We start from the raw sequence: 20,578 nt of genomic DNA on the forward strand, positions 1-20,578 counted from the left end.
TCGCCGGCGCCAGGGTCATGCCTTGAAGCCGCGCCGGCCGCGTTCCACCGACAGCCGATGGGTGCCGGCCAGCGCCAGGCTGCGTTCCTTCACGGTGCGTAGGAACCGCCATTCGCCGGTGACCTGCTGCGGAGTGATGTCCAGGCGCATGTAGCCGCGTTGGCTGGTGTCGGCCCAGGCCAGTTCCGGATTGGTGGCGACGAAGGCGGCGGCGACCTGTTTCGGATCCACGGCCATGTTTCCCTCCATGCCGTGCGAGCTCACGCTGTGGCCGGCGAACTCGGTGCCGGCGGGGCGGCCGTCCTCGACCAGCGAGTACGCCCAGGCGTTGTGGCTGTCGCCGGACAGCATCACCAGATCCGCGTCCGCCTGCTGGGCTGCGCGCAGCAGGCGCGAGCGCGCAGCCGGATAGCCGTCCCAGCGGTCCATCCACATCGGCACGCCCTGGCGCGACGCGCGCACGTCGCGGCGGAACTTGTCGGCCACGCGCTCGCCGGCCTCGGGCCGGAGCCAGCCCGGCATCTGCTCCGGCATCAGGGTGCGGCCGAGGATCGTGCCCATGCCCACCATCTGCCAGGTGGAACTGGCGGCGTTGCGGGCGAATTCGCGCGACAGCCAGTGTTCCTGATCCGAACCGAGCATGGTCGCCGCCGGATCCTGCCAGGCACCGTCACGAAAACGCCGCAACGCCGCGTCCGGATCCGCTGACTGGTGCGCCTCGGCCAGTTCCGCCGCCGGTGGCCGCGTGCGCGCCAGCACCCGTGATTCGGTGCGGTACAGGGTCGCGAGGGAGCCGATCGGATAGGCCTTCCACGGTTCTTCCGATATCGGCATCCACTCGCGATAGGCCTGCATCGCCGCCATGCGCCGGGTGTTCCAGTCGCCCTCGGCAGCCGGCTGGTGATTCTGTGCGCCGCCTTCCCAACTGTCGTTGGTGATTTCATGGTCGTCCCACAGCGCCAGCATTGGCGCCATGCGGTGCAGTTGCCGCAAATCCGGATCCGCCCGGTAGCAGGCGAAGCGCAGCCGGTAGTCGGCCAGGCTGATCATCTCGTGGTCGTGCGCGGGCAGGACCTCGCGCCCGGCGATGCGGTCCTTTTCCTTGTAGGAACCGATACCGTACTCGTAGATGTAATCGCCCACGTGCAGCCACAGGTCGAGATCGTCGCTCGCCGCCGCGTGCGCATAGGCGTTGAACCAGCCCATCGGCAGGTTGGAGCAGGAGAACAGGCCCAGTCCGAACCGTTCGACCTCGCCTTCCGGCAGGGTGCGGGTGCGGCCGACCGGCGATTGGGTGCCGTCCGGCGCGATGAAGCGATACCAGTACGTCGTGCCGGGCCGCAGTCCGTCCACGGTCTGCTTGACAGTCCAGTCGCGATGGGCGCCGGTGCTGGACTGGCCGCCCGAGACCACCCGGGTGAATTCGCGATCCAGTGCCACTTCCGCGACCAACCGCGCTTCGTCCGCGCCGCCGGCCGGCACGTAGCGGGTCCACAGCAGCATGCTGTCCGGTCCGGGTTCGCCGCTGGCGACGCTGTGGGTGAATCCCCGCGCGCCCAGCAGTTCCATCGCCAGGCCGCGGCCGCCCGGCAGCGCCAGCATGCCCAGGCCCAGGGTGCCGCCGACGATCAGGCGACGACGTTCGATGTTCACGCTCAAGGTTGTTTCTCCATGTCGACCCGGGTGAAGGGCGCGTCCACGTTCCCCGTCCACCGTGTCAGGTTGATTTCAGCGGTCTGCGCGCCCTTGGCGCCTGAATTGATCGCCAGATAGAACAGGCCCCGGCCGACCGGCTGGAAGCCGACGTCGGCTTTCTGATGCCAGCCGCGCACGCCGCTGGCCTCGTCCTTCAATCCCTCATCGGCCAGTGCAAGCAGACGGCCCCGTTCCCAGCCATCCCCGTCGCGAGCGGGAACACCCACCAGATCGTCCAGGCGTGGCGCGGCGCGCGCGTCGATCGCGAACAATCCGTAGTTGGGGAAGGAAGGCTTCTTGCCGGGATACACGCCCATGAACCAGCGTTGCGATGCGCCGTCGTAGGCCAGGGTTTGCACGCCATAGGTGGTGTTGCCCGTACGGACGAAGTATTTGCCGTGCGGTGCACGCGGACCGCTGTGGTGTGGCGCGGCTTCATCCAGTGGGCGGGCAAGCGCGTCCCATCCCTGGATGTCGTATTGCAGCAGCACCTGGTGATCGTTGTCTTCGCGGGCGGTGTTGCCGTAGATGCCGTAGGCGACCGTGAGCAGGCGCGATCCGTCCACCCGGCCGAAGGCCGGACCAAAGCCGACGCCGTCGATGCCGGAACAGCCGTAGCGGTGATCGGGCGTGGCCGTGACATTGCCGTCGAAGCGGCCATTGCCGTCCAGGTCGGCGGTGTAGTCCGCGGCCACCTCCGGCAGGTAGACGGTACGCAGGATATCCGTGCCGTCGGCTGAGACGCCGACGCGGTCGATGCGGTCCACATCGATGACGGCGATATAGAACGCCTGGTCAGCCTTGTACTCGAGCGAACCGTAGAGCTTGCCGTCGTCCGGATAGAAGTCGAGATCGCCCAGATGGCCGCTCCAGCCCACCAGCGTGCCAATCAGCCTGCCGCTGAAGTCGTACTTCGCCAGCAGATCGGTGAACGAGTAATAGACATGGCCACGTTCTAGGTCCACCGCGATGCCCTGGACATGTCCGGAAGCCCACGTGCCGCCGTTCTGCGTTGACGGCAGCCGCGGCGCGGGCACGGGATTCGCGGTGCCGGCCCACGCCGGGATGGACACGCCGGACACGATGGATATCAGGCAGAGGCCGGCGAACCATCGGATCCGGTGCGGGAGTCGATGGCCATCACGGCGCATGCAGGTAGGCAAGGAACGGGGAGGGTGCATGAACACGTCCGTCGAGGCGGAATCCGCGCCGAGCCACCGGTGCGGAGAGGGCCCGCGACGCCGGACCGGATCCGTGCACGTCGCGGGAAGGGAGCGGTCGCCGGCCTCGCGCGGCCTCAGAACCTGGCCTTGATGCCGAAATTCCACATCGAGCCGTAGACGGTGTACTGCTGGACCCGGCCGGGCACGTTGGAATAGATGATGTCGGGCTCGTTGAAGATGTTGCGTCCGGCCAACTGCAACTCGATGTTCTCGGTGAGCTTGTAGCTGGCGCTGATGTTCCAGAGCTCGCGCGGGGTGTGGTAGAGGATGCCGTTGTTGGCGGTGGTCGGCGTGTTGCTCAGCGCGCTGACCCGGTACGTGCCCTGGCGGTTGCCGTTGATCTGGAGATCGAAGCGGCCGTAGTTGTAGCGGATACCCCAGTTGGCCGCCTGTTCCGGCATGTTCTGGCGCTCGCCGTCCGGATTGACCTTGGTGTAGGAGCCGTACAGGCTCAGCCCGCGAAACGCGCCGGGCAGGAAGGTGAGCTGCTGGCTGTACTCCAGGGTAAGGCCTTCGTTGGTGCTGGTGCCGGGCAGGTTCTGCGCGCTGCGGAAGGTGTAGCCGGAATACTCGTCCGGATCGAAGCCGACATCCTCCGGATTGACGGTGATGCCGGTGACCTGCATGTCCTTCATGTCCAGTTTGTAGTAGGACAGGCCAACAATGCCGGACGGTTCCAGGTAGTACTGCAGGCTGGCGAAGTACTTGGTGGAGTGTTCGGGCTTGAGCAGCGGATTGGGCACGTTGACGACCATCGTGTCCTCGTTGACCGACACCACGCCGCCCAGGTTGCCGTAGTCCGGGCGCAGGATGGATTCGCTGAAGGCCAGTTGGCCGACCAGCCTGTCGGTGAAGTCGTACTTGATGCCGCCGCTGAGGAACCAGTCCTCGTACTGGCCGCGGCGCATGGAGTAGGCGCCGTTGTTGTACTGGTACAGCAGCCCTTCGACGGTATTGACCGACAACCCGGCCTCGGTCACTTCGCTGGCCGGGCGAACATTCGCCACGCGCGCGGCGGTGCGCGTCTTCTCGTAGCGCAGGCCCAAATCGAAACGGGCCTTGCCAATCCGGGTCTGGGCCTCGATGTAGGCGGCGTCGACCTGTTCCTGGATACGCTTGTTGTTGTCCAGCCGGCGCTTCAGGTTGCCCACCGTGTCGGCGACGAAATACTCGGGATGTTCCCGGTAGATGTCGTACACCGCGTAGTTGTTGTCGGCGCGCCAGTTCTGCTCGTTCATGTTGCCGGCGTCGAAGCCGAGGATGCCGAACTGGTAGTGCTGGGTCCACGGGATCACGGCGGCGGGATCGCGCTGGCTCAGATCGCCGTTGGGACCAACGTACTGGTACTGCTGGTAGGACCCCTCGTTGGTGCGCCAGTCGTTGCTGCGGCTGCCGAAGCCGCCCATCAGGGTGATCGGCAGGTCGCGGATGGTCAGGTGCTTCTTCAGATCCAGGTAGGCGCCGTACTGATCGTTCACCGCGTCGGACTGGGCCGTGCGCACGTTGTTGCCGATGTCGGCATCGCGGTTGTAGCTGGTCGGATCCCCCCAGGGACGGCCGGCGGTCTGGGCCAGCGTCCACGCGTTGGAGCCCTCGGTCGGCCGGTCCATGGTGAAGCCGATGCCGGTCAGCCAGCTGTCGGTGCGCTGGAAGAAACCCTCGTCGTTGTCGCGGAAGTTGAATTCTGAGCGCGAGTAACTGCTGCGCAGGGTGGCTTCGAAGGTATCGTTCTTGAACTCCAGCTTCGGCGCGATCGTGTAGGTGGGCGTGCCGGCATAGCGGTGGGAGTACTCGGTACGCAGGCGGGTGTTGTTGCCGTTGGGATTGACCACGATATGGGTGGGCGTGGAATCCGGCGTGGCATAGGAGGCCGTGGGCGTGCCGAAATACAGGAACGTGTACTGGTTGAAGTACTCGACGTCATAGAACGAGTAGGTGCTGCGCAGGGACAGGACCAGTTCGTCGGTGAGCTGGTAGTCGGTGCTCAGGTTGGCCGCGGTGCGGCTGGTCATCTTCGGACCCGGTCGCCACATCACCCGGTAGGGCATGACCCGGCCGTCCGCCAGGTAGGACCAGTCGGTCTGGATGCGATCCTGCTGGACGTAGTTGGCGTTGTAGCTGGTATTGAACTCCACGCCCAGGCGACCTTCCATGAATACGTCGCCGAAACCGAACTGGGCCGAGGGATAGAGGGTCGAGTGCTTGCGATCGTCGGGAAAGTACTTGCGCGAAAGCGTGGAGTCGGAGGTGCCGACGCCGCCCAGCTGGGCCACGATCTGGCGGCCGGTGCGGTTGAACGCGTACTTGCTGCGCAGGTTGATCTGGCCGCCCGGGGAGTCGGCGTCCATGCTGGCGGTCAGCGTGTTGTTCAGTTCGATGGACTCGATGCCGGTGATGGACATCTGTTCGAACGAGTTCTGCCGGCCGGTGTTGTTGTTGGAGGTCGCGGTCGCCATGCGGGCGCCGTCGATGGTGAAGGTCGAGTATTTCGGATCCAGGCCGCCGATGCGCACGGCGGTGGCATCCACCTCCGTGTAGTCGAGCGAGATGCCGGGCATGGACTTCATGAACTCGCCGACGTCGCCCATGGTCAGGGCGCCATAGTTGTCGGCGGCGACTACGTTCTTCGCGTTCATCGCCGCGCGGCGCTCCATGATCGCGCTGGCCTGGCCCTCGCGCTTGGCGGTGACCATGATCATGTCCATCTCGACCGCCTCGCCGCCGCCACTGGCGCCGGCACCGGCGTAGGAAGGCACCTTGAGTTCGAAATCCAGCGTGGACACCTGGCCGGCGGCAACGCTGGCCACCGCTTTCGATTCCTGCAGGCCGGTGTACCTGACGGTGACGGTGACATCGCCCGCCGGCAGTCCTGACAGGCGGAAATTGCCGCCATCCTCGGAGTAGGTGACAAGGGTGGTGCCTTCGACCCGGATCTCGGCGTTGCGCACATATTCGCCGGTGGCAGTGTTGAGCACGCGGCCGCGCAGGCTGCCGGTGCCGATCTGCGGCCCGGAACGCGGACGTTCGGGCGCGGCGTCGTCGGCCTTCTGCAACAGGATGATGTTGCCCTCGTCGGATTTCACTTCCAGTCCGGTCCCTTCCAGCAACAGGCGAAGGGCTTCGCGCACATCCATCTCGCCCACGATGGCCGGCGCCTGGATGCCTTCCAGCGAACCGGCCGGCGCGATGATCTGCAGTTGCGCCTGCCGTGCCAGCTCCGGGATGGCCGTCACCGCGGGCTGCGCGGGTATTTCGAACTTGCGCTGCTGCGCCATGGCCGGGGACGTGCAGGCCAATGCGGCGAGGATGGCGCTGGTCAACAGGACTTTCTCGTAGCGATTCATGATCCGTGTGTTCTCAGGAAATCTGCGTGGGTGGCGGTACTGAGAACTGAGAGACTCGACGGATGCGCTTTCCGCTACCTGTCAAAAAAATTTAATGCGCGCGGGCCACCACGATGCGTCCGCGTTCCTGGCGAACCTCCGCATCGAACACTTCGGCGATGGCGCGGCTGAATCCCAGCGGATTGTTGGTCGCGAACAGGCCGGTGACCTGCATGCGGGCCAGCGCCGGATCCGCGATGACGATGGGCGTGTCGCTGTAGCGCGCGTAGATCGCGACCGCTTCGCCGAGGGTTTCGCCTTGCAGGGCAATCTTCCCTTCGCGCCAGGCCAGCTCGCGATCCATCTGGCCGGTGCGCAGGGAACTCAGCCGCCAGGCCTGCGGCGTGCCCTGCCGGAATGCATAGCGGGTGTTCGCGGCCAGCGAAGCGTGCTCGGCGGGCGTGCCGCCGGCCACGTCTACCCGGCCGTCCTGGACCAGGATCTGGGTGGCGTCGCCATCGAGCTTGCGCACGACGAAGGTCGCCTGCGTGGCATCCAGTTTTCGGCCATCGACTTCGACTCGGGTTGGCGATGTCGCCGTGGTGCCCTCGATCAGCACCTCGCCGCGCAGGACGCGGATGGTGCGCCGGCCATCGTCCTGATAAATCCGGATGCGCGTATCGGTATTGAGGGTGACGGTGGCGCCATCGCCCAGCGGCACGCGGCGCATCTCGCCCTTGGCGGTGGCGTAGGCGGTGGGCATCTGCAGGGTTGCGGCCAGCGTCACGACCAGCAGCAGGGAGGCAGCCATGGCACCGCCCCAGCGCATCCAGCGGCGCGAAGGCGGGGCGGGGCGGGACGCCGCGACGGCGGCGGGCTGGAAGTCGTCCGGGTCGTAGTGCGGCCCGAGCGCGCGCGCGGCTTCGCTGCGCATCCATACGGCGCGCGCACGAATGAAGGCGCCCCGACGGCGCGGATCGCCGGCGAGCCAGTCCTTCAGTTCGTGGCTTTCCACCGCCGACAGGGGGGCACGGTCCATCCGCGCCACCCATTCCGAGGCGGTCTGGTCAATGTTCTGGCTGGTTTCGCGCTCTTCCACTGGCACGCCTTCTTTCCCGCTCCAATTGACTAGAGGTTTTGGCGGGTGGGTTTCCGCCACTGGCGAACCAGTCTTCCAGCCAGCGGAGTCCCCGGGCGATGTGTTTCTCGACCGTGTTCTCCGAAAGTCCCATCCGGGAGGCAATCTCCCGCTGGGGGATTTCGCGGATGCGGCGCATCACGAACGCCTCGCGCGTCTGCCCCGGCATGCTCGCGATCACCCGCGCCAGCTGGCGCAGGTCGTCGTGCGCGATGGCGCTCTGCTCCGGGGTGGCGGCCTCGTCGGCAAAATCCAGCATGCCCAGATCCTCGACCGCGTGGATCGGTACGATCCGGGCCCGCCGGATGTTGCGCACCACCAGCGAGTGCGCCACCTGGAACAGATAGGCGCGGGGATTGAGGATGTCGTCCACCCGCTCGCGCTCGGCCAGCACCGCGTAGCTTTCCTGCACGATGTCCTCGACATCGTAGGTGCTGCGGCGGGACAGCCAGTTCCTCAGCGCCGCCTCGTGCGGCAGGATGTGGTGCATGAACCAGCGCGTCCGTTCGACATCGTCCAGGGTGCCCTCCGTGCTCCCCGCCGCTTCAGTTCGCTCAGACACCCGGTTCCCCGCCATCCGTCCTTCCGGCAAATGAGGAGCGATGCTAGGCGTCGCGCATGACAGTCATGTTGCGGTGGGCGCGGAGTTCGGCGTCGTCTGCCCGCGTGGCGGCACCCAATCGAGCCAGGGCACTTCGCCGGCGTCGCCGCGCGCCAGGACGCGCTAGCCCAGGAACAAGTGCAGACCGCTGGCGTCGTCGCGGCGCTTGAGCGACGCGTCGCCGGTGCGGGTGCTGGCTTCGTGTTCGCGCAGGGTGGCCAGCAGCGTCGGCAATCCTTGTTCGGCGACCAGCGCCAGCGCCTGTTCCCGACTCATCAGATTGTAGGTATCCCACACCCGCGACAGCCCGTCGCTGCCCAGCACGACGTGCACGGGCGCGGTCAGTACCTGTTCCTCGATCACCGCGTTGTGCGCGCTGATCGGATTCAGGGTCAATGCCGTGCCTCCGGTATTGGCCTGTTGCTGGCGCCTGCGCTCCCACATGCGCTCCAGGGCCGGCAAGCCGAAGCCGGAATGGGGTTTCCACTCGTCGTGGCTCTGCGCGGGCAGGACCGCCGGCACCATCGACCGCGGCGATGCGTGCGCGGAATGGATTTCCAGGAAGCAGTCCTCGTAGCGATGGACCCGCATCCGCAGGACAGGGCCGGACGGGCTGATTTCGGCCACGACCGCGGCGGCGACCGGCCAGGCGTGGATCGGCTGCGCCTCGCCACCGGCGCGGAGGTACTCGTCGCGCAGGACTCGCAGTCCTTCTTCCAGCAATGAAGGACTGAACGCTTCCAGCGCACCGCGCTCGGCCAGCCATCGCCCCATGCCGCGCGCGAACCAGGCCGCATCGGTCAGGTCGGGGAAGGTGGTGAAGGGATGTTCCGTCAGCGTGGTCGCGCCGTCGATGGCCCAGGCCAGCACGGCGTCACCACGCCGTACGCAGCCGACCACGTCCTCGCCGGGAATGTGTTCGTAGATGCCCTGGCAGACCTGATCGATGTTCACCTGCATGTGGCTGTACCTGTCGAGTGGTGGGGAAGGGACGGCGACGCATCCGGCGTGAAGGCCGTCTTCACGCATGCATCCGGCACCATCGCGATGCTCCGGTGCCGAACCGCGCCGCGAACGACGCAGATGCGCATGTGCATGGCGAGGTTCGCGTGTCGATCATGCATTGCCATCGCGTCGATGGCGTTACGGGGAAGAACCGCGCCACCCGCGAATAGATGTTTCGATTTGCGTATCTCGTCACAGGCTACCGTGTTCCGGGCGCCGACGGGCCTGCGCTACATTCGCCAGCCGGGCTCGCACAATCTCTCGCGGGCTCACGCTGCGGTGGCCGATGCGATCCCGCGCATACAAATTCCCCCGAACTTGCCGAGCGCGCATGCGGGGGGCGACTCACGGAACGGAGCACCCTGTATGGCCCAGATCGAACGCAAGCGGTTGTCGATGGACATTGCCCGGCTGCTGCATGCCAGCCGGTTGCTCGGGGGCTTGGCGCTGCTCGCGCCGGCGCTGGCCGCCGCCGAATGCGTCACCACCGGCACCACCACGGTCTGCACCACCGCCGCGCCCAATCCATGGGTTGCCACCGTGGGCGAGGGCAATGTGCCCGCGGCCGACAACCGTACCGTCGACGTGCAGGCCGGTGCCCGGATCGCGGTGGGCGACGCCAACGCGGTTTCGTTGCGCGACAATGCCAGCATCCACGTGGGCACGGATGCCGTGGTCAGTTCCACGGCGGTCAGCGCTCCGGGCTTGTTCAATGCCGGCGCCAACACTGTCGAGATGCGCACTGGCGGCACCCTGACCATCGATGCGGGCGGTCAGGTGCTGGCGCTGGGCACGCAGGGCAGTGCCGAGGCGGTCAACTTCCTGGGTACGGGCAACGTCATCCGGAACAGCGGCACCATCCGAGCGACCAGTGCGATAGCCATCTGGTCACAGAACATGACCGGGTTGAACACGATCACCAATACCGGGACCGGCGTCATCGAGGCGACGGGCACCGTGATTGGCGGGTCCGGCAGCAGCGCGGTGCATTTCATCAACCACGGCACGATAAACGGCAATCTGGTTCTCGCTGGCGGTGACGACCTGATCGAAATGCTGGGCGGCACCATCAACGGAACCACCAGCCAGGGCGAAGGCAACGATACCCTGATCTTGAACGACGGCCAGATCGGCCCGGTCGACCAGGGAGCCGGCCAGGATCGCATGGAGGTCAACGGAGGCAGCGTCGCCGGCACGGTCCAGCAGGGCGGCGGCATCGACGACTTCGTGATGACAGGCGGCGAGATCGGCGCGCTCTTCCAGGGCGATGGCCTGGACACCTTCCGAATGACCGGCGGACGCATCATCGGCGCGTTCGAGGATGGCGACTACGCCGAGATGACCGGCGGACGCATCGGCCGGGTCAACATGAAGCTCGACGACAATACCTTCGACATGTCCGGCGGCACCATCGACGGCAACCTGGTGACCGGGTTCGGCCGCGACACCATCCGCCTGTCCGACGGCTACATTGGCGGCAACATCAGCGTCAGCGGCGGCGACGACCGCATCACCGTTACCGGCGGCACCGTGCGTGGCGAAGTCCGCGTGAGCCTGGGCAACGACGTGTTCGAATGGAATGGCGGTGGCGTGATCCATGGCGCCATCGATCTGGGCGACGGCGATGATGTCGCCAACCTGACCAGCCTGAACCAGGCGCACCTGGGCGCCACGCCGCTGCTGGACGGCGGCGCCGGCAACGATGCGCTCAATTGGTCGAACGTGACCACCGGCGGCATTTCGCGCTTCCAGAACTGGGAACGGGTGGATGCGCTCAACGACACGGAACTGGGTTTCGACAGCGACCTGGTGCTCGGCGACGCCGGCAGCGGTACCGGCACTTTCAACATCGATGCGACCAGCACGGTCTATGCCGGCGATGGCACCCATGCCGCGGTGCGCGCGTTCGACGCGGCGCAACTGGCCAATGTCGTCAACGCAGGCCGCATCGACCTGACCAACGGCAATACCGGTGACGCCAGCGATACCTTCACCATCGTCGGCAACTATGTCGGCAACAATGGCGTGGTCCACCTGCAGACGGTGCTGGGGGACGACAGTTCCGCCTCCGATCGACTGATCCTCTCGGGAGGGCAGGCCAGCGGCAGCACCGGCCTGGACATCATCAATTTTGGCGGTCCGGGTTCCCAGACGGCGCTGGACGGCATCATGGTGGTGCAGTCGATCGAGGGCGCGACGTCAACGAGCAGCGCCTTCGCGCTGACCGGCCCCGTGGCAGCCGGCGCATTCGAGTACTACCTGTTCAAGGGCGGCGCCAGCGACGGCAGCAGCGAGAACTGGTATCTGCGTTCCACCCTGCTTAGTGACATCGACTCCACCCCGGCACCCGCGCCGGATCCGACCGAACCCGCGCCGCCGGAGCCGCCACCGCCTCCGCCTCCGGAGCCGCCGGCGCAACCCCCGCCGGAATTGCCGCCGCCACCGCCACCGCCGCCGCCGCAACTGCCGGGGGATCCGGACATCCCCGATCCCGATCCGGAAGCACCCACGCCGGAGCCCCCGGTGCCGCCGCCGGAACCACCGCCGGTCCAGCCGCCTTCACCTCCGCCACCGGAACCTCCGGTGCCGCGGAATCCGGCGCCGCTGCCCGGCGGAGACCGCACACCGCCTACGCCCGGGGCCACCGAGGCCGAAGGCGAAGTGATCCCGCTGTATCGCGTGGAAACGCCTACCTACGCGGTGGTGCCGCCACTGTTGCGCCAGGTCTCGCTGGCCAGCCTGGGGACCTTCCACGAGCGCCAAGGCGAACAGGCGTTGCTGGGCAACGACGGCACCTTCCGCGCCGCCTGGGGCAGGGTGATCGGACAGAACACCGAGCAGAGCTGGCGCGGAACCGTCTCGCCCACTTTCGACGGTTCCATCACCGGCGTGCAGGCGGGCGTGGACATCCATGCCTGGGAGAACACCGAGGCCAGGCGCCGCGACCATCTGGGCCTGTTCCTCGGTCGGACCCGCGCCGACGGCGACGTGCGCGGTTTCGCCATCGGCTGGAACAACCTCACCGTGGGCAAGAACAAGCTCGACGAGGACCACCTGGGCCTGTACTGGACGCGCATCGGCGAACGCGGCGGCTATCTGGACGCGGTGCTGATGGCCAGCCGCTATGACGGCGATGCACGTTCGACCCGGGGCCAGGGCATCGAACTGGACGGTGACGGCCTGACCGCTTCGCTGGAGATCGGCGCGCCTGTGCGCTGGCGCGAAGGCTCGCGCTGGTCGCTGGAACCCCAGGCCCAAATCATCTGGCAACGCACGGATCTGGACGATCAGCGCGACCGCTTCGCCCGAGTGGCGTTCGACATGGACAGTGCGCTGACCGGACGCGTCGGCCTGCGCCTGGCCGCGGATTTCCCGACCGCGCACGGCCTGTGGCAGCCCTACCTGAAGCTCAACTACTGGCACAGCTTCGAAGGCCGCGACGTGATGCGGATGGATACCGATGCCGTCGTTACCCGACAGATGGCCAATGCGGTGGAATTCGGCGGCGGGGTAGTGGCCAAGTTCAGCGATCGCTTCAGCCTGTACTTCACCGCAGACTACACCAGCGATACCGGCGACGAAGGTCTGGATCGCGAAACGGTGGAAGGCAATCTGGGCATGCGCTTCAACTGGTGACCGCAGGAAGGCGCGGGGCATCCCTATGACCCGCGCCTTTCACGCCACGTCGCCGCGATCGCGGGTGTGGTCCGGACGGATCGGTCAGGCGGCCTTGCAACTGCCGCAGCACTGGCTGCCGGATTCGGCCGGCGCCGCGGCGACCGCTTCGTCCGTCGCGATGACGTCATAACCTTGCGCGGCCAATGCCTGGGTCGCTTCCGCCGCGCGGATGTCGCCCCGGACCAGGACGGTCTTGCCCGGAAGATCCACGGAAACGGACGCATTGGCGTCCAGCGCCTGCAGCGCGTAAGTGACCGTGCGTACGCAGTGGCCACAGGTCATGCCTTCGACAATGAGTTTCATGATGCCTCGGAGAGGATGACCGGCCCATCGCCGGCACGCACACGTTCGGGCTTGCCCCTGTGGGAAGGTCAATCCCGGGGCGGGAAATGGTGGTGGTTTGACCTTCCCATCGTGGGAAGCCGCATCGTGCCGGCAACCCCACCGATGGATGCCGTCATGAACTCCTCCCTGTCCCACGCCGCCGCCGCCATCCAGGACCGGTTCCGTTTCGGCGTATCCGGCATGACCTGCGCGTCCTGTGTCGGCCGCGTCGAACGCAGCCTGCGCAAGGTCCCGGGCGTGGCCGACGTGGCGGTGAATCTTGCCACCGAAACCGTCGAAGTCCACGCCGCGCGACCGCTGCCGTTGCAGGCGCTGGACGCGGCCGTGCGCGACGCCGGCTATCAAATGGCCACCCGCGAGATCGAACTGGCGCTGCAGGGCATGACCTGCGCGTCCTGTGTCTCACGCATCGAACGCGCCCTGGTCGCCGTGCCGGGCGTGGTCGAAGCCAGCGTCAATCTCGCCACCGAACAGGCACGCGTGCGGGTCACTTCCCAGGCGGGCGAAGCCGATCTGGTAGCGGCGGTGGCGGCGGCCGGCTACGCCGCCACGCCGCATGCCGCGGCACGGTCCGGCACGGATGCCGCGCAGGTCGCGGCTTCCCGCGAAGCCCGGCACCTGTGGTTCGCCGCGCTGCTGTCGCTTCCGCTGGTGCTGCCGATGCTGGGCCTGTTGTGGGGTGAACACTGGATGCTGCCGGGCTGGGTGCAGTTCGCATTGGCGACGCCGGTGCAGTTCTGGCTGGGCGCGCGCTTCTACAAGGCTGGCTGGAAAGCGCTCAAGGCGCGCACCGGCAACATGGATCTGCTGGTCGCGCTGGGAACCAGTGCCGGCTACGGCCTGAGCGTGTACCACCTGCTGGCGGGCACCTCGTCGCATGCCGCGCAACCGCTGTACTTCGAGGCATCTGCCGTCATCATCACCCTGATCCTGATGGGCAAGTGGCTGGAAGCACGCGCCAAGCGCCAGACCACCGAAGCCATCCGCGCGTTGCAGGCATTGCGTCCGGCCACCGCGCGGGTGCGCCAGGCCCACGGCGACGTGGAACTGCCCATCGATCAGGTTCGCGTGGGCGACGTGGTGCTCGTGCGTCCGGGCGAACAGATTCCGGTGGACGGAGAACTGCTCGAAGGCCGCACCCATGCCGATGAGTCGATGATCACCGGCGAGTCGCTGCCGGTGGCCAAGAACCCGGGCGATCGCGTGACCGGCGGCGCGGTGAACGGGGAAGGCAACATCGCGATCACCACCGTGGCGGTGGGCGCGGAAAGCGCGCTGGCCCGCATCATCCGCCTGGTCGAGGACGCGCAGGCCCGCAAGGCGCCCATCCAGCGGATCGTGGATCGGGTAAGCGCGGTGTTCGTTCCGGTGGTGATCGGCATCGCCCTGCTGACCCTGGTGGCCTGGGGTGTATTCACCGGCGACTGGAACCAGGCCATCCTCAACGCGGTTGCCGTCCTGGTCATCGCCTGTCCCTGTGCGCTGGGCCTGGCCACGCCCACCGCGATCATGGCCGGCACCGGCGTGGCGGCGCGCGCGGGCATCCTGTTCAAGGACGCCGAGGCGCTGGAGACGGCCCGCAAGGTCACCATCGTCGCGTTCGACAAGACCGGTACGCTGACGCAGGGGCGGCCGCTGCTGGCCGAAGTACTGCCCACCGAGGGCAGCGCTTCGGATCTGCTCGCGCTGGCCGCCGCGCTGCAGGCCGGCAGCGAACACCCGCTCGCCAAGGCGGTACTGGCCGCCGCGGCCTCCGGCCCGGCGCCGCAGCTGGCGATCGATGTGCAGGCGCTGCCGGGGCGTGGTCTTTCCGGTGAGGTGCAGGGACGCCGGCTGTGGCTGGGCAGTGCGCAACTGATGCGTGAACTGGAGGTCGATGTTTCCACGCAGGCCGTGCAGGCCGATTCACTGGGCAATTCAGGGCATACGGTGTCCTGGCTGGCGGAAGCGCGGGACGCAACGATCCGGTTGCGTGGCCTGTTGGCATTCCGCGACGAGCCCCGGGAAAGCGCGGCCGACGCGATCACGCGGCTGCATGCGATGGGGCTGCGCACGGTGATGATCTCCGGTGACAACGCCGGCGCCGCCGGGGCGGTGGCGGCGACCCTGGGCATCGACGAAGTGCGCGCGAACGTGCTGCCCGACGGCAAGGCCGAGGTGATCCAGCAATTGCAGCAGGCCGGCACCGTGGCCATGGTCGGCGACGGCATCAACGATGCGCCCGCGCTCGCGGCGGCATCGGTGGGACTGGCGATGGGCTCGGGCACCGACGTGGCGATGCACGCCGCGGGCGTGACCCTGATGCGTCCGGATCCGCGGCTGGTCGCCGCGGCCATGGATGTTTCACGCCGCACCACCCGCAAGATCCACCAGAACCTGTTCTGGGCATTCGCCTACAACGTCGTCGGCATTCCGCTGGCGGCCCTGGGCCTGCTCAATCCGGTGCTGGCCGGCGCGGCCATGGCGCTGTCCTCGGTGAGCGTGCTCGCCAATACCTTGCTTTTGCGCCGTTGGCGACCCACCTTGGACGCCTAGGAGATTTCCGCAATGTCCAGACGAACCCAGGCACCACGCCCCGAACTGGCCGACGCCCGCCGGCAGGGCCTGCACAACATCGGCGAGGCGGCTGCCATCAGCGGCGTGAGCGCCAAGATGATCCGGCACTATGAAAGCATCGGCCTGCTGTCGCCGGCCGAACGCACCTTCGCCGGCTATCGCATCTACTCGGACAACGACCTCCATCGCCTGCGCTTCATCAAACGCGCCCGCGTGCTCGGTTTTCCGATCAAGCAGATCGAGGTGCTGCTGGGATTGTGGGACAACCGCGAGCGCGCCAGTTCGGAGGTCAAGGAACTGGCACGCGCACACGCGGACGAACTGGGCAGGAAGATCCGGGAAATGCAGGCCATGCAGCAGACCCTGCTGGATCTGGCCCGGCGTTGCCACGGCGACGATCGGCCGGACTGTCCGATCCTGGAAGATCTGGCGACGCTCGAACGCTAGGTCTCAGGCGCGTCCGGAGCCTCATCCCATCCTTTTGCCTGCGCGTCGCCCGGTCGGTAGACCCGGCGCGCGTCGATGATGGACGCCGCGGCGGCGCGAGCGCACCGCCGCGCGTTCGCCCGCACTCAATAGACCGGCAACTCGATCGAGCTCGCCGCTTCCGGCGTGTGCCAGATGCGCTGCGTCGCCTTGCGGTAGTCCTCCGGCTTGGCGAAGTAGATGTTCGGGACGAAGGTCTGCGGATTCCGGTCGTACAGCGGGAACAGGGTCGACTGCACCTGCACCATCACCCGATGTCCGGGCAGGAACACGTGGTTGGCCTCCGGCAGCGCGAAGCGATAGGGCAGGGTCTGGTCGGAGGGAATTGCCTTGGCGTGTTCGAAGCTCTCGCGATAGCGTCCGCGGAAGATCGCCAGCGAGACCGGCAACTGGTAGCCGCCCATCTCGGTCGCCGAGGCGACCTGCTCGGGATACACGTCGATCAGCTTGACCACCCAGTCGCTGTCGCTGCCACTGGTGGATGCCTGCAGGTTCACCCACGGCGTGCCGGCGATGCGCAGCGGCTCGGTCAGCGGTTCGGTGATGAAGGTCAGCACGTCCGGCCGGCCATCGACGAAACGCTGGTCCTTGACCAGCCACGTCGTCCACATGTCGCGATCGCCGAAACGCACCGGGCGCGGCGCGAACGGCACCGGCTTGGCGGGATCGGAAACGTATTCCTCGAATCCGCTCTCGCCGGCCGCCGGCGGCTGGAACGAGAGCTGGCCGCCCGCGCGCAGGTACAACGGCCGGGCGGGGGAGCCACATCCCTGGGCGCAGCTGCGCGGCCAGTTCGGCAGGCGGTCCCAGCGGTCCTCGCCGGTGTTGTAGACCAGCACCGGCGGCGTATCCGCCTTCGGCGCGCCTTCGACCAGGTACTGATCGAAGAACGGCTTGAGCACGTCGCGGCGGAACTGCAACGCGGTATCGCCGTCGAACTTCAGCGCGCCCAGGTTGCGTGCCTCGTAGTTGACCTGGCTGTGCCGCCACGGTCCCATCACCAGGTAATTCAGGTTGTTGCCGGTATCTCGTCCTTCCATCGCCTGGTAGCTGTGGTTCGCGCCCCACATGTCTTCCTGGTCCCACAGGCCCTGCAGCCACATGGTCGGGACCTTCAGTGGTGTGCTGGCCATCTTCCGATCCAGTGCCTGCTCCTGCCAGAACGCGTCATAGGCGGGATGCTCGGTCATCTTGTGCCACCACGGAATCTGTTCCAGTCCATGGGTCCGGGCATAGTCGCCGGCCGAACCGGCACGCAGGAAGGTGGTGTAGTCGTCCAGCCCCTCGCTGGGTACCGAAGTTCCCTTGCCGCGCTTGGTCAGCTGGCCGGTGAAGTAGCCGAAATTGACTTGCCGGAACGCACCGTAGTTGAGCCAGTCGTCGCCCATCCAGCCATCGATCATCGGGCTCTGCGGCGCCGCCACCTTGAGCGCCGGATGCGGATCGGTCAGCGCCATCACCACGGTGAAGCCTTCATAGGAAGAGCCGAGCATGCCGACGCGTCCGTTGGACTCGGGCACGTGCTTGACCAGCCAGTCGATGGTGTCCCAGGCATCGGTGGCGTGATCGACCTTGGTCGGATTCAGCGGCCCGCGCAGCGGACGGGTCATCACGTAGTCGCCCTGTGAACCGTACTTGCCGCGCACATCCTGGAACACCCGGATGTAGCCGGCGCGCACGAACACCTCATCGCCCTGCGGCAGGATGTCGATCATGCGCGGCGATTCCATGCGCTGGGCGCGGCCCGCCGCGTCGTAGGGCGTACGGGTCAACAGCATGGGGGCGTTCTTCGCCCCCTTGGGCACGACGATGACGGTGTAGAGCTTCACCCCGTCGCGCATCGGCACCATCACCACGCGCTTGTCGTAGTCGAAATCCTGCTTCGGCACGACGAATTCCCTGCCGGTGATGTCCGGTGTGATCGCCGGTGTCTGGGCCTGGGCGAAAACCGCGGGAAGGAACAACGCCAATGCCGCCAGCCTGCGGCAGCCGAGGGCCTTGCAAGTCATCTTCATAGAGCGTCTCGATTCCGGAGTCGTAACCTGCCGATTAAACCGCGCTGCGAGGCCCGCAGCCAGTGCTGAATGCGCCGTAGAGCGGAGCTCGCTCTGCTTGCCTTTGCGAACGCCCCGTCAACCCCGTGCCGGCAAGCCCAGCCGGATCAACCGAATCCGGGCGGCAAATCCTCCGGACCGGTACCAAACGAAAGATTGGGTCGCGGCCCCATTTCGAACTCCAGCGTCCCGCCCGCGGCCAGGTCGGCGTGGCTTATCCAGTTGCGCGCATACGGCTCGCCATTCCAGCGCACCCGTTGCACGAAGACATTCCGCGCATTGTTGCGACGAGCGAGGACGTGCAGCCGGCGTCCGTTGCCAACGTGCAGCTCGGCTCGGCGGAACAAGGGACTACCGAACACATAGTTACCGCTGACCGGATCGACCGGATAGAAGCCCAGCGCGCTGAGCGCGAACCAGGCGCTCATCTGTCCGCAGTCCTCGTTGCCGGACAGGCCGTCGCGGGCATCGCGATATTGCTCGCGCATCAGGCGGCGGACCATGGCCTGGGTCTTCCACGGCTGGCCGGCATAGGCATACAGGTAGGCCACGTGATGGCTGGGCTCGTTGCCATGCGCGTACTGGCCGACCATGCCGTCGATGTCCGGCGGCGCACCGGCCGGCAGCTCGGAACTGGTGCCGAACAATTCGTCCAGCTTGCGCACGAACCCGTCACGCCCGCCAAAGCCCTCCATGTAGCCGTACAGGTCGTGCTGGTTGAGGAAGGTGGCCTGCCAGGCGTTGGATTCGGTGAAATCGTGCCAGCGCTCCGAGTGGCCCAGCGCGCGCGGGTCGAACGGCTCGGCCCAGCGGCCGTCCTCCAGCCGGGGCTGGATGAAACCGCTGTCCGGGTTGAACAGATGACGATAGTTGCGCGAGCGCGCGAGCAGCGCCTGATGATCGTCCAAGGCGCCGGCTGCGCGTGCCAGATGCGCGCAGGCCCAGTCGTCGTAGGCGTATTCCAGGGTCCGGCTGGCCGCCTCGCTGACCTTGTCGCTGGGAATGTAGCCCAGCCGGCGATACCAGCCCAGGCCGTTGAAGTCGTCGTCCATTGCGCGCTTGCGGAACAGCGGCCAGGCCGCGGCGTAGTCGATGCCGTCGAAACCCTTGGCGTGCGCCTCGGCCAGCACCACCGCCGAGTGGTAGCCGATCATCGTGCCGGTTTCCACGCCCTGCAGCGGCCAGATGCCGACGCCGTCCGGGCATTCGGCCGCGCCGCGCACCAGTCCCTGGGCCAGATCCGGTACGCGCTCGGGCTGCACCAGGGTCAGCAGCGGATGCAGCGCGCGATAGGTGTCCCACAGCGAATAGGTACTGTAGTTGTGGTAACCCTCGGGCAGGGTGTGCACCTTCAGATCCATGCCGCGATAGCGACCGTCCGTATCGCTGAACAGCGTCGGCGCCAGCAGGCTGTGGTACAGCCCGGTGTAGAAGATGCGCCGCTGCCCGCCGTCACCGGTATCGATGCGCACCCGCGCCAGCTCCCGCTCCCAGGCATCGACCGCCTCGGCATGCACGCGGGCGAAGTCGAAGTCCGGCAACTCGGCATCGAGATTGGCCTGCGCGTTTTCGGCGCTGACCGCCGAGATGCCGACCTTGACCAGCAGCGGCGCGGCGCCGGCATCCGGGTAGTGCAGGGCGGCCTTCAGCCTGGTGCCATCGATGCTTCGCGCGTCCTCGGCCAGCGGCTGGTCATCGGCGTACAGCTGCGCACGCGCGAATGGACGCGACAGTCGCATCGCGAAGAACAGGTAGCGCCCCCTGGCCCACTGATGGACGCGACGGCCACCGACCAGCGTGCGCTCGTCGACGACGCGCAGTTGCGCCTCGCTGGTCCGGGTGGGCGTGTCGGCGTTGTCCTGGTAGCCGTGGCACAGATCCAGCAGCAGGTGGCCTGGCTTGCCTGCGGGAAAACGATAGCGATGCAGGCCGGTACGCGCGGTGGCGGTCAGTTCCGCGAGGATATCCGTGTCCTTCAGCCTTACCCGGTAATAGCCTGGCGAGGCGGCTTCGTCCTCGCGGTCGAAGCGCGAGCGGTAGCCGGTTTCCGGCGCATCCGGCGGCCCCGGATGCAGCCGGACCCCGCCGGTGCGCGGCACGACCAGGAAGTCGAGCATGTCGCCGATGCCGGTGCCGGACAGATGGGTATGCGAAAAACCCATGATCGAGTCCTGCGACTCGTGGTAACCGCTGCATCCGTCCCAGGTCGTGTTGTAGGTGTCCGGGCCGAGTTGCACCATGCCGAAGGGCAGGGTCGCACCGGGAAACGTGTGGCCGTGGCCGCCGGTGCCGATGAATACATCGACGTGCCGGCTCAAATCCATTCGCGCGCGACTGTCGGCGGGCAGGGCGGATCTGCCGATGCGCGCCGAAGTGGCGATCGCGGGGCCACCGACGCCGGACAGGCCCAGCGCGGCGGCGCCCTTCAGGAATCCACGTCGTGTCGTCATCGTCCGTTTCCTCGTTCCCTTGTT

General features: G+C 67.0%; 12 protein-coding genes. 3 read left to right on the plus strand and 9 right to left on the minus strand.

What is annotated here, in order from left to right; all coding sequences use genetic code 11:
* Window positions 1-15: 15 nt before the first annotated feature.
* The 6 genes from IB228_RS10920 to IB228_RS10945 form a co-directional block, all read right to left on the minus strand.
* A complete protein-coding gene (locus IB228_RS10920; protein ID WP_343227078.1) occupies window positions 16-1,653 on the minus strand; it encodes an alkaline phosphatase D family protein in 1,638 nt (545 codons plus the stop codon).
* 2 nt (window positions 1,654-1,655) lie between these two features.
* Window positions 1,656-2,777, minus strand: coding sequence for a hypothetical protein (locus IB228_RS10925; protein ID WP_343227068.1), 1,122 nt, complete (start codon window positions 2,775-2,777; stop codon window positions 1,656-1,658).
* 215 nt (window positions 2,778-2,992) lie between these two features.
* Window positions 2,993-6,262, minus strand: a complete 3,270-nt coding sequence (locus IB228_RS10930; RefSeq protein ID WP_192198455.1) for an outer membrane beta-barrel protein — start codon at window positions 6,260-6,262, stop codon at window positions 2,993-2,995.
* Between the two features lie 91 nt (window positions 6,263-6,353).
* Complete coding sequence (locus tag IB228_RS10935) at window positions 6,354-7,346, minus strand: FecR domain-containing protein (protein WP_343227069.1); 993 nt, start codon at window positions 7,344-7,346, stop codon at window positions 6,354-6,356.
* Window positions 7,309-7,869, minus strand: a complete 561-nt coding sequence (locus tag IB228_RS10940) for a sigma-70 family RNA polymerase sigma factor (protein ID WP_203323023.1) — start codon at window positions 7,867-7,869, stop codon at window positions 7,309-7,311. Before IB228_RS10940 ends, IB228_RS10935 begins: the two co-directional genes overlap by 38 nt.
* Window positions 7,870-8,103: 234 nt before the next feature.
* Window positions 8,104-8,940, minus strand: a complete 837-nt coding sequence (locus IB228_RS10945; RefSeq protein ID WP_192198457.1) for a hypothetical protein — start codon at window positions 8,938-8,940, stop codon at window positions 8,104-8,106.
* A gap of 411 nt (window positions 8,941-9,351) precedes the next feature.
* On the opposite strand from IB228_RS10945, the gene IB228_RS10950 reads away from it, so the two are divergent.
* Window positions 9,352-12,621, plus strand: a complete 3,270-nt coding sequence (locus tag IB228_RS10950; protein WP_192198459.1) for an autotransporter outer membrane beta-barrel domain-containing protein — start codon at window positions 9,352-9,354, stop codon at window positions 12,619-12,621.
* Window positions 12,622-12,705: 84 nt separating this feature from the next.
* On the opposite strand, the gene IB228_RS10955 is transcribed toward IB228_RS10950, so the two are convergent.
* Complete coding sequence (locus IB228_RS10955; protein WP_183636234.1) at window positions 12,706-12,966, minus strand: heavy-metal-associated domain-containing protein; 261 nt, start codon at window positions 12,964-12,966, stop codon at window positions 12,706-12,708.
* 156 nt (window positions 12,967-13,122) lie between these two features.
* Between IB228_RS10955 and IB228_RS10960 the strand changes: the two genes are divergently transcribed.
* Together IB228_RS10960 and cueR are read left to right on the plus strand one after the other, a co-directional pair.
* Window positions 13,123-15,543: a heavy metal translocating P-type ATPase gene (locus IB228_RS10960; RefSeq protein ID WP_183636237.1), complete on the plus strand. Its 2,421-nt coding sequence runs from the start codon at window positions 13,123-13,125 to the stop codon at window positions 15,541-15,543.
* A 12-nt stretch (window positions 15,544-15,555) separates the two neighbouring features.
* Window positions 15,556-16,011 (plus strand): Cu(I)-responsive transcriptional regulator, encoded by a 456-nt coding sequence (cueR, locus tag IB228_RS10965; RefSeq protein WP_141452908.1) that lies wholly within the window; start codon window positions 15,556-15,558, stop codon window positions 16,009-16,011.
* A gap of 125 nt (window positions 16,012-16,136) precedes the next feature.
* Here the strand turns inward: cueR and IB228_RS10970 are convergent, their stop codons facing one another.
* A complete protein-coding gene (locus IB228_RS10970) occupies window positions 16,137-18,065 on the minus strand; it encodes a CocE/NonD family hydrolase (protein ID WP_225562398.1) in 1,929 nt (642 codons plus the stop codon).
* A gap of 146 nt (window positions 18,066-18,211) precedes the next feature.
* Complete coding sequence (locus IB228_RS10975; protein ID WP_183636239.1) at window positions 18,212-20,554, minus strand: GH92 family glycosyl hydrolase; 2,343 nt, start codon at window positions 20,552-20,554, stop codon at window positions 18,212-18,214.
* Window positions 20,555-20,578: the final 24 nt, after the last annotated feature.

Origin of the sequence: Pseudoxanthomonas sp. PXM04, assembly GCF_014851695.1 — a bacterium.
In the GTDB taxonomy this organism is placed as follows: Bacteria; Pseudomonadota; Gammaproteobacteria; order Xanthomonadales; family Xanthomonadaceae; genus Pseudoxanthomonas_A; species Pseudoxanthomonas_A beigongshangi.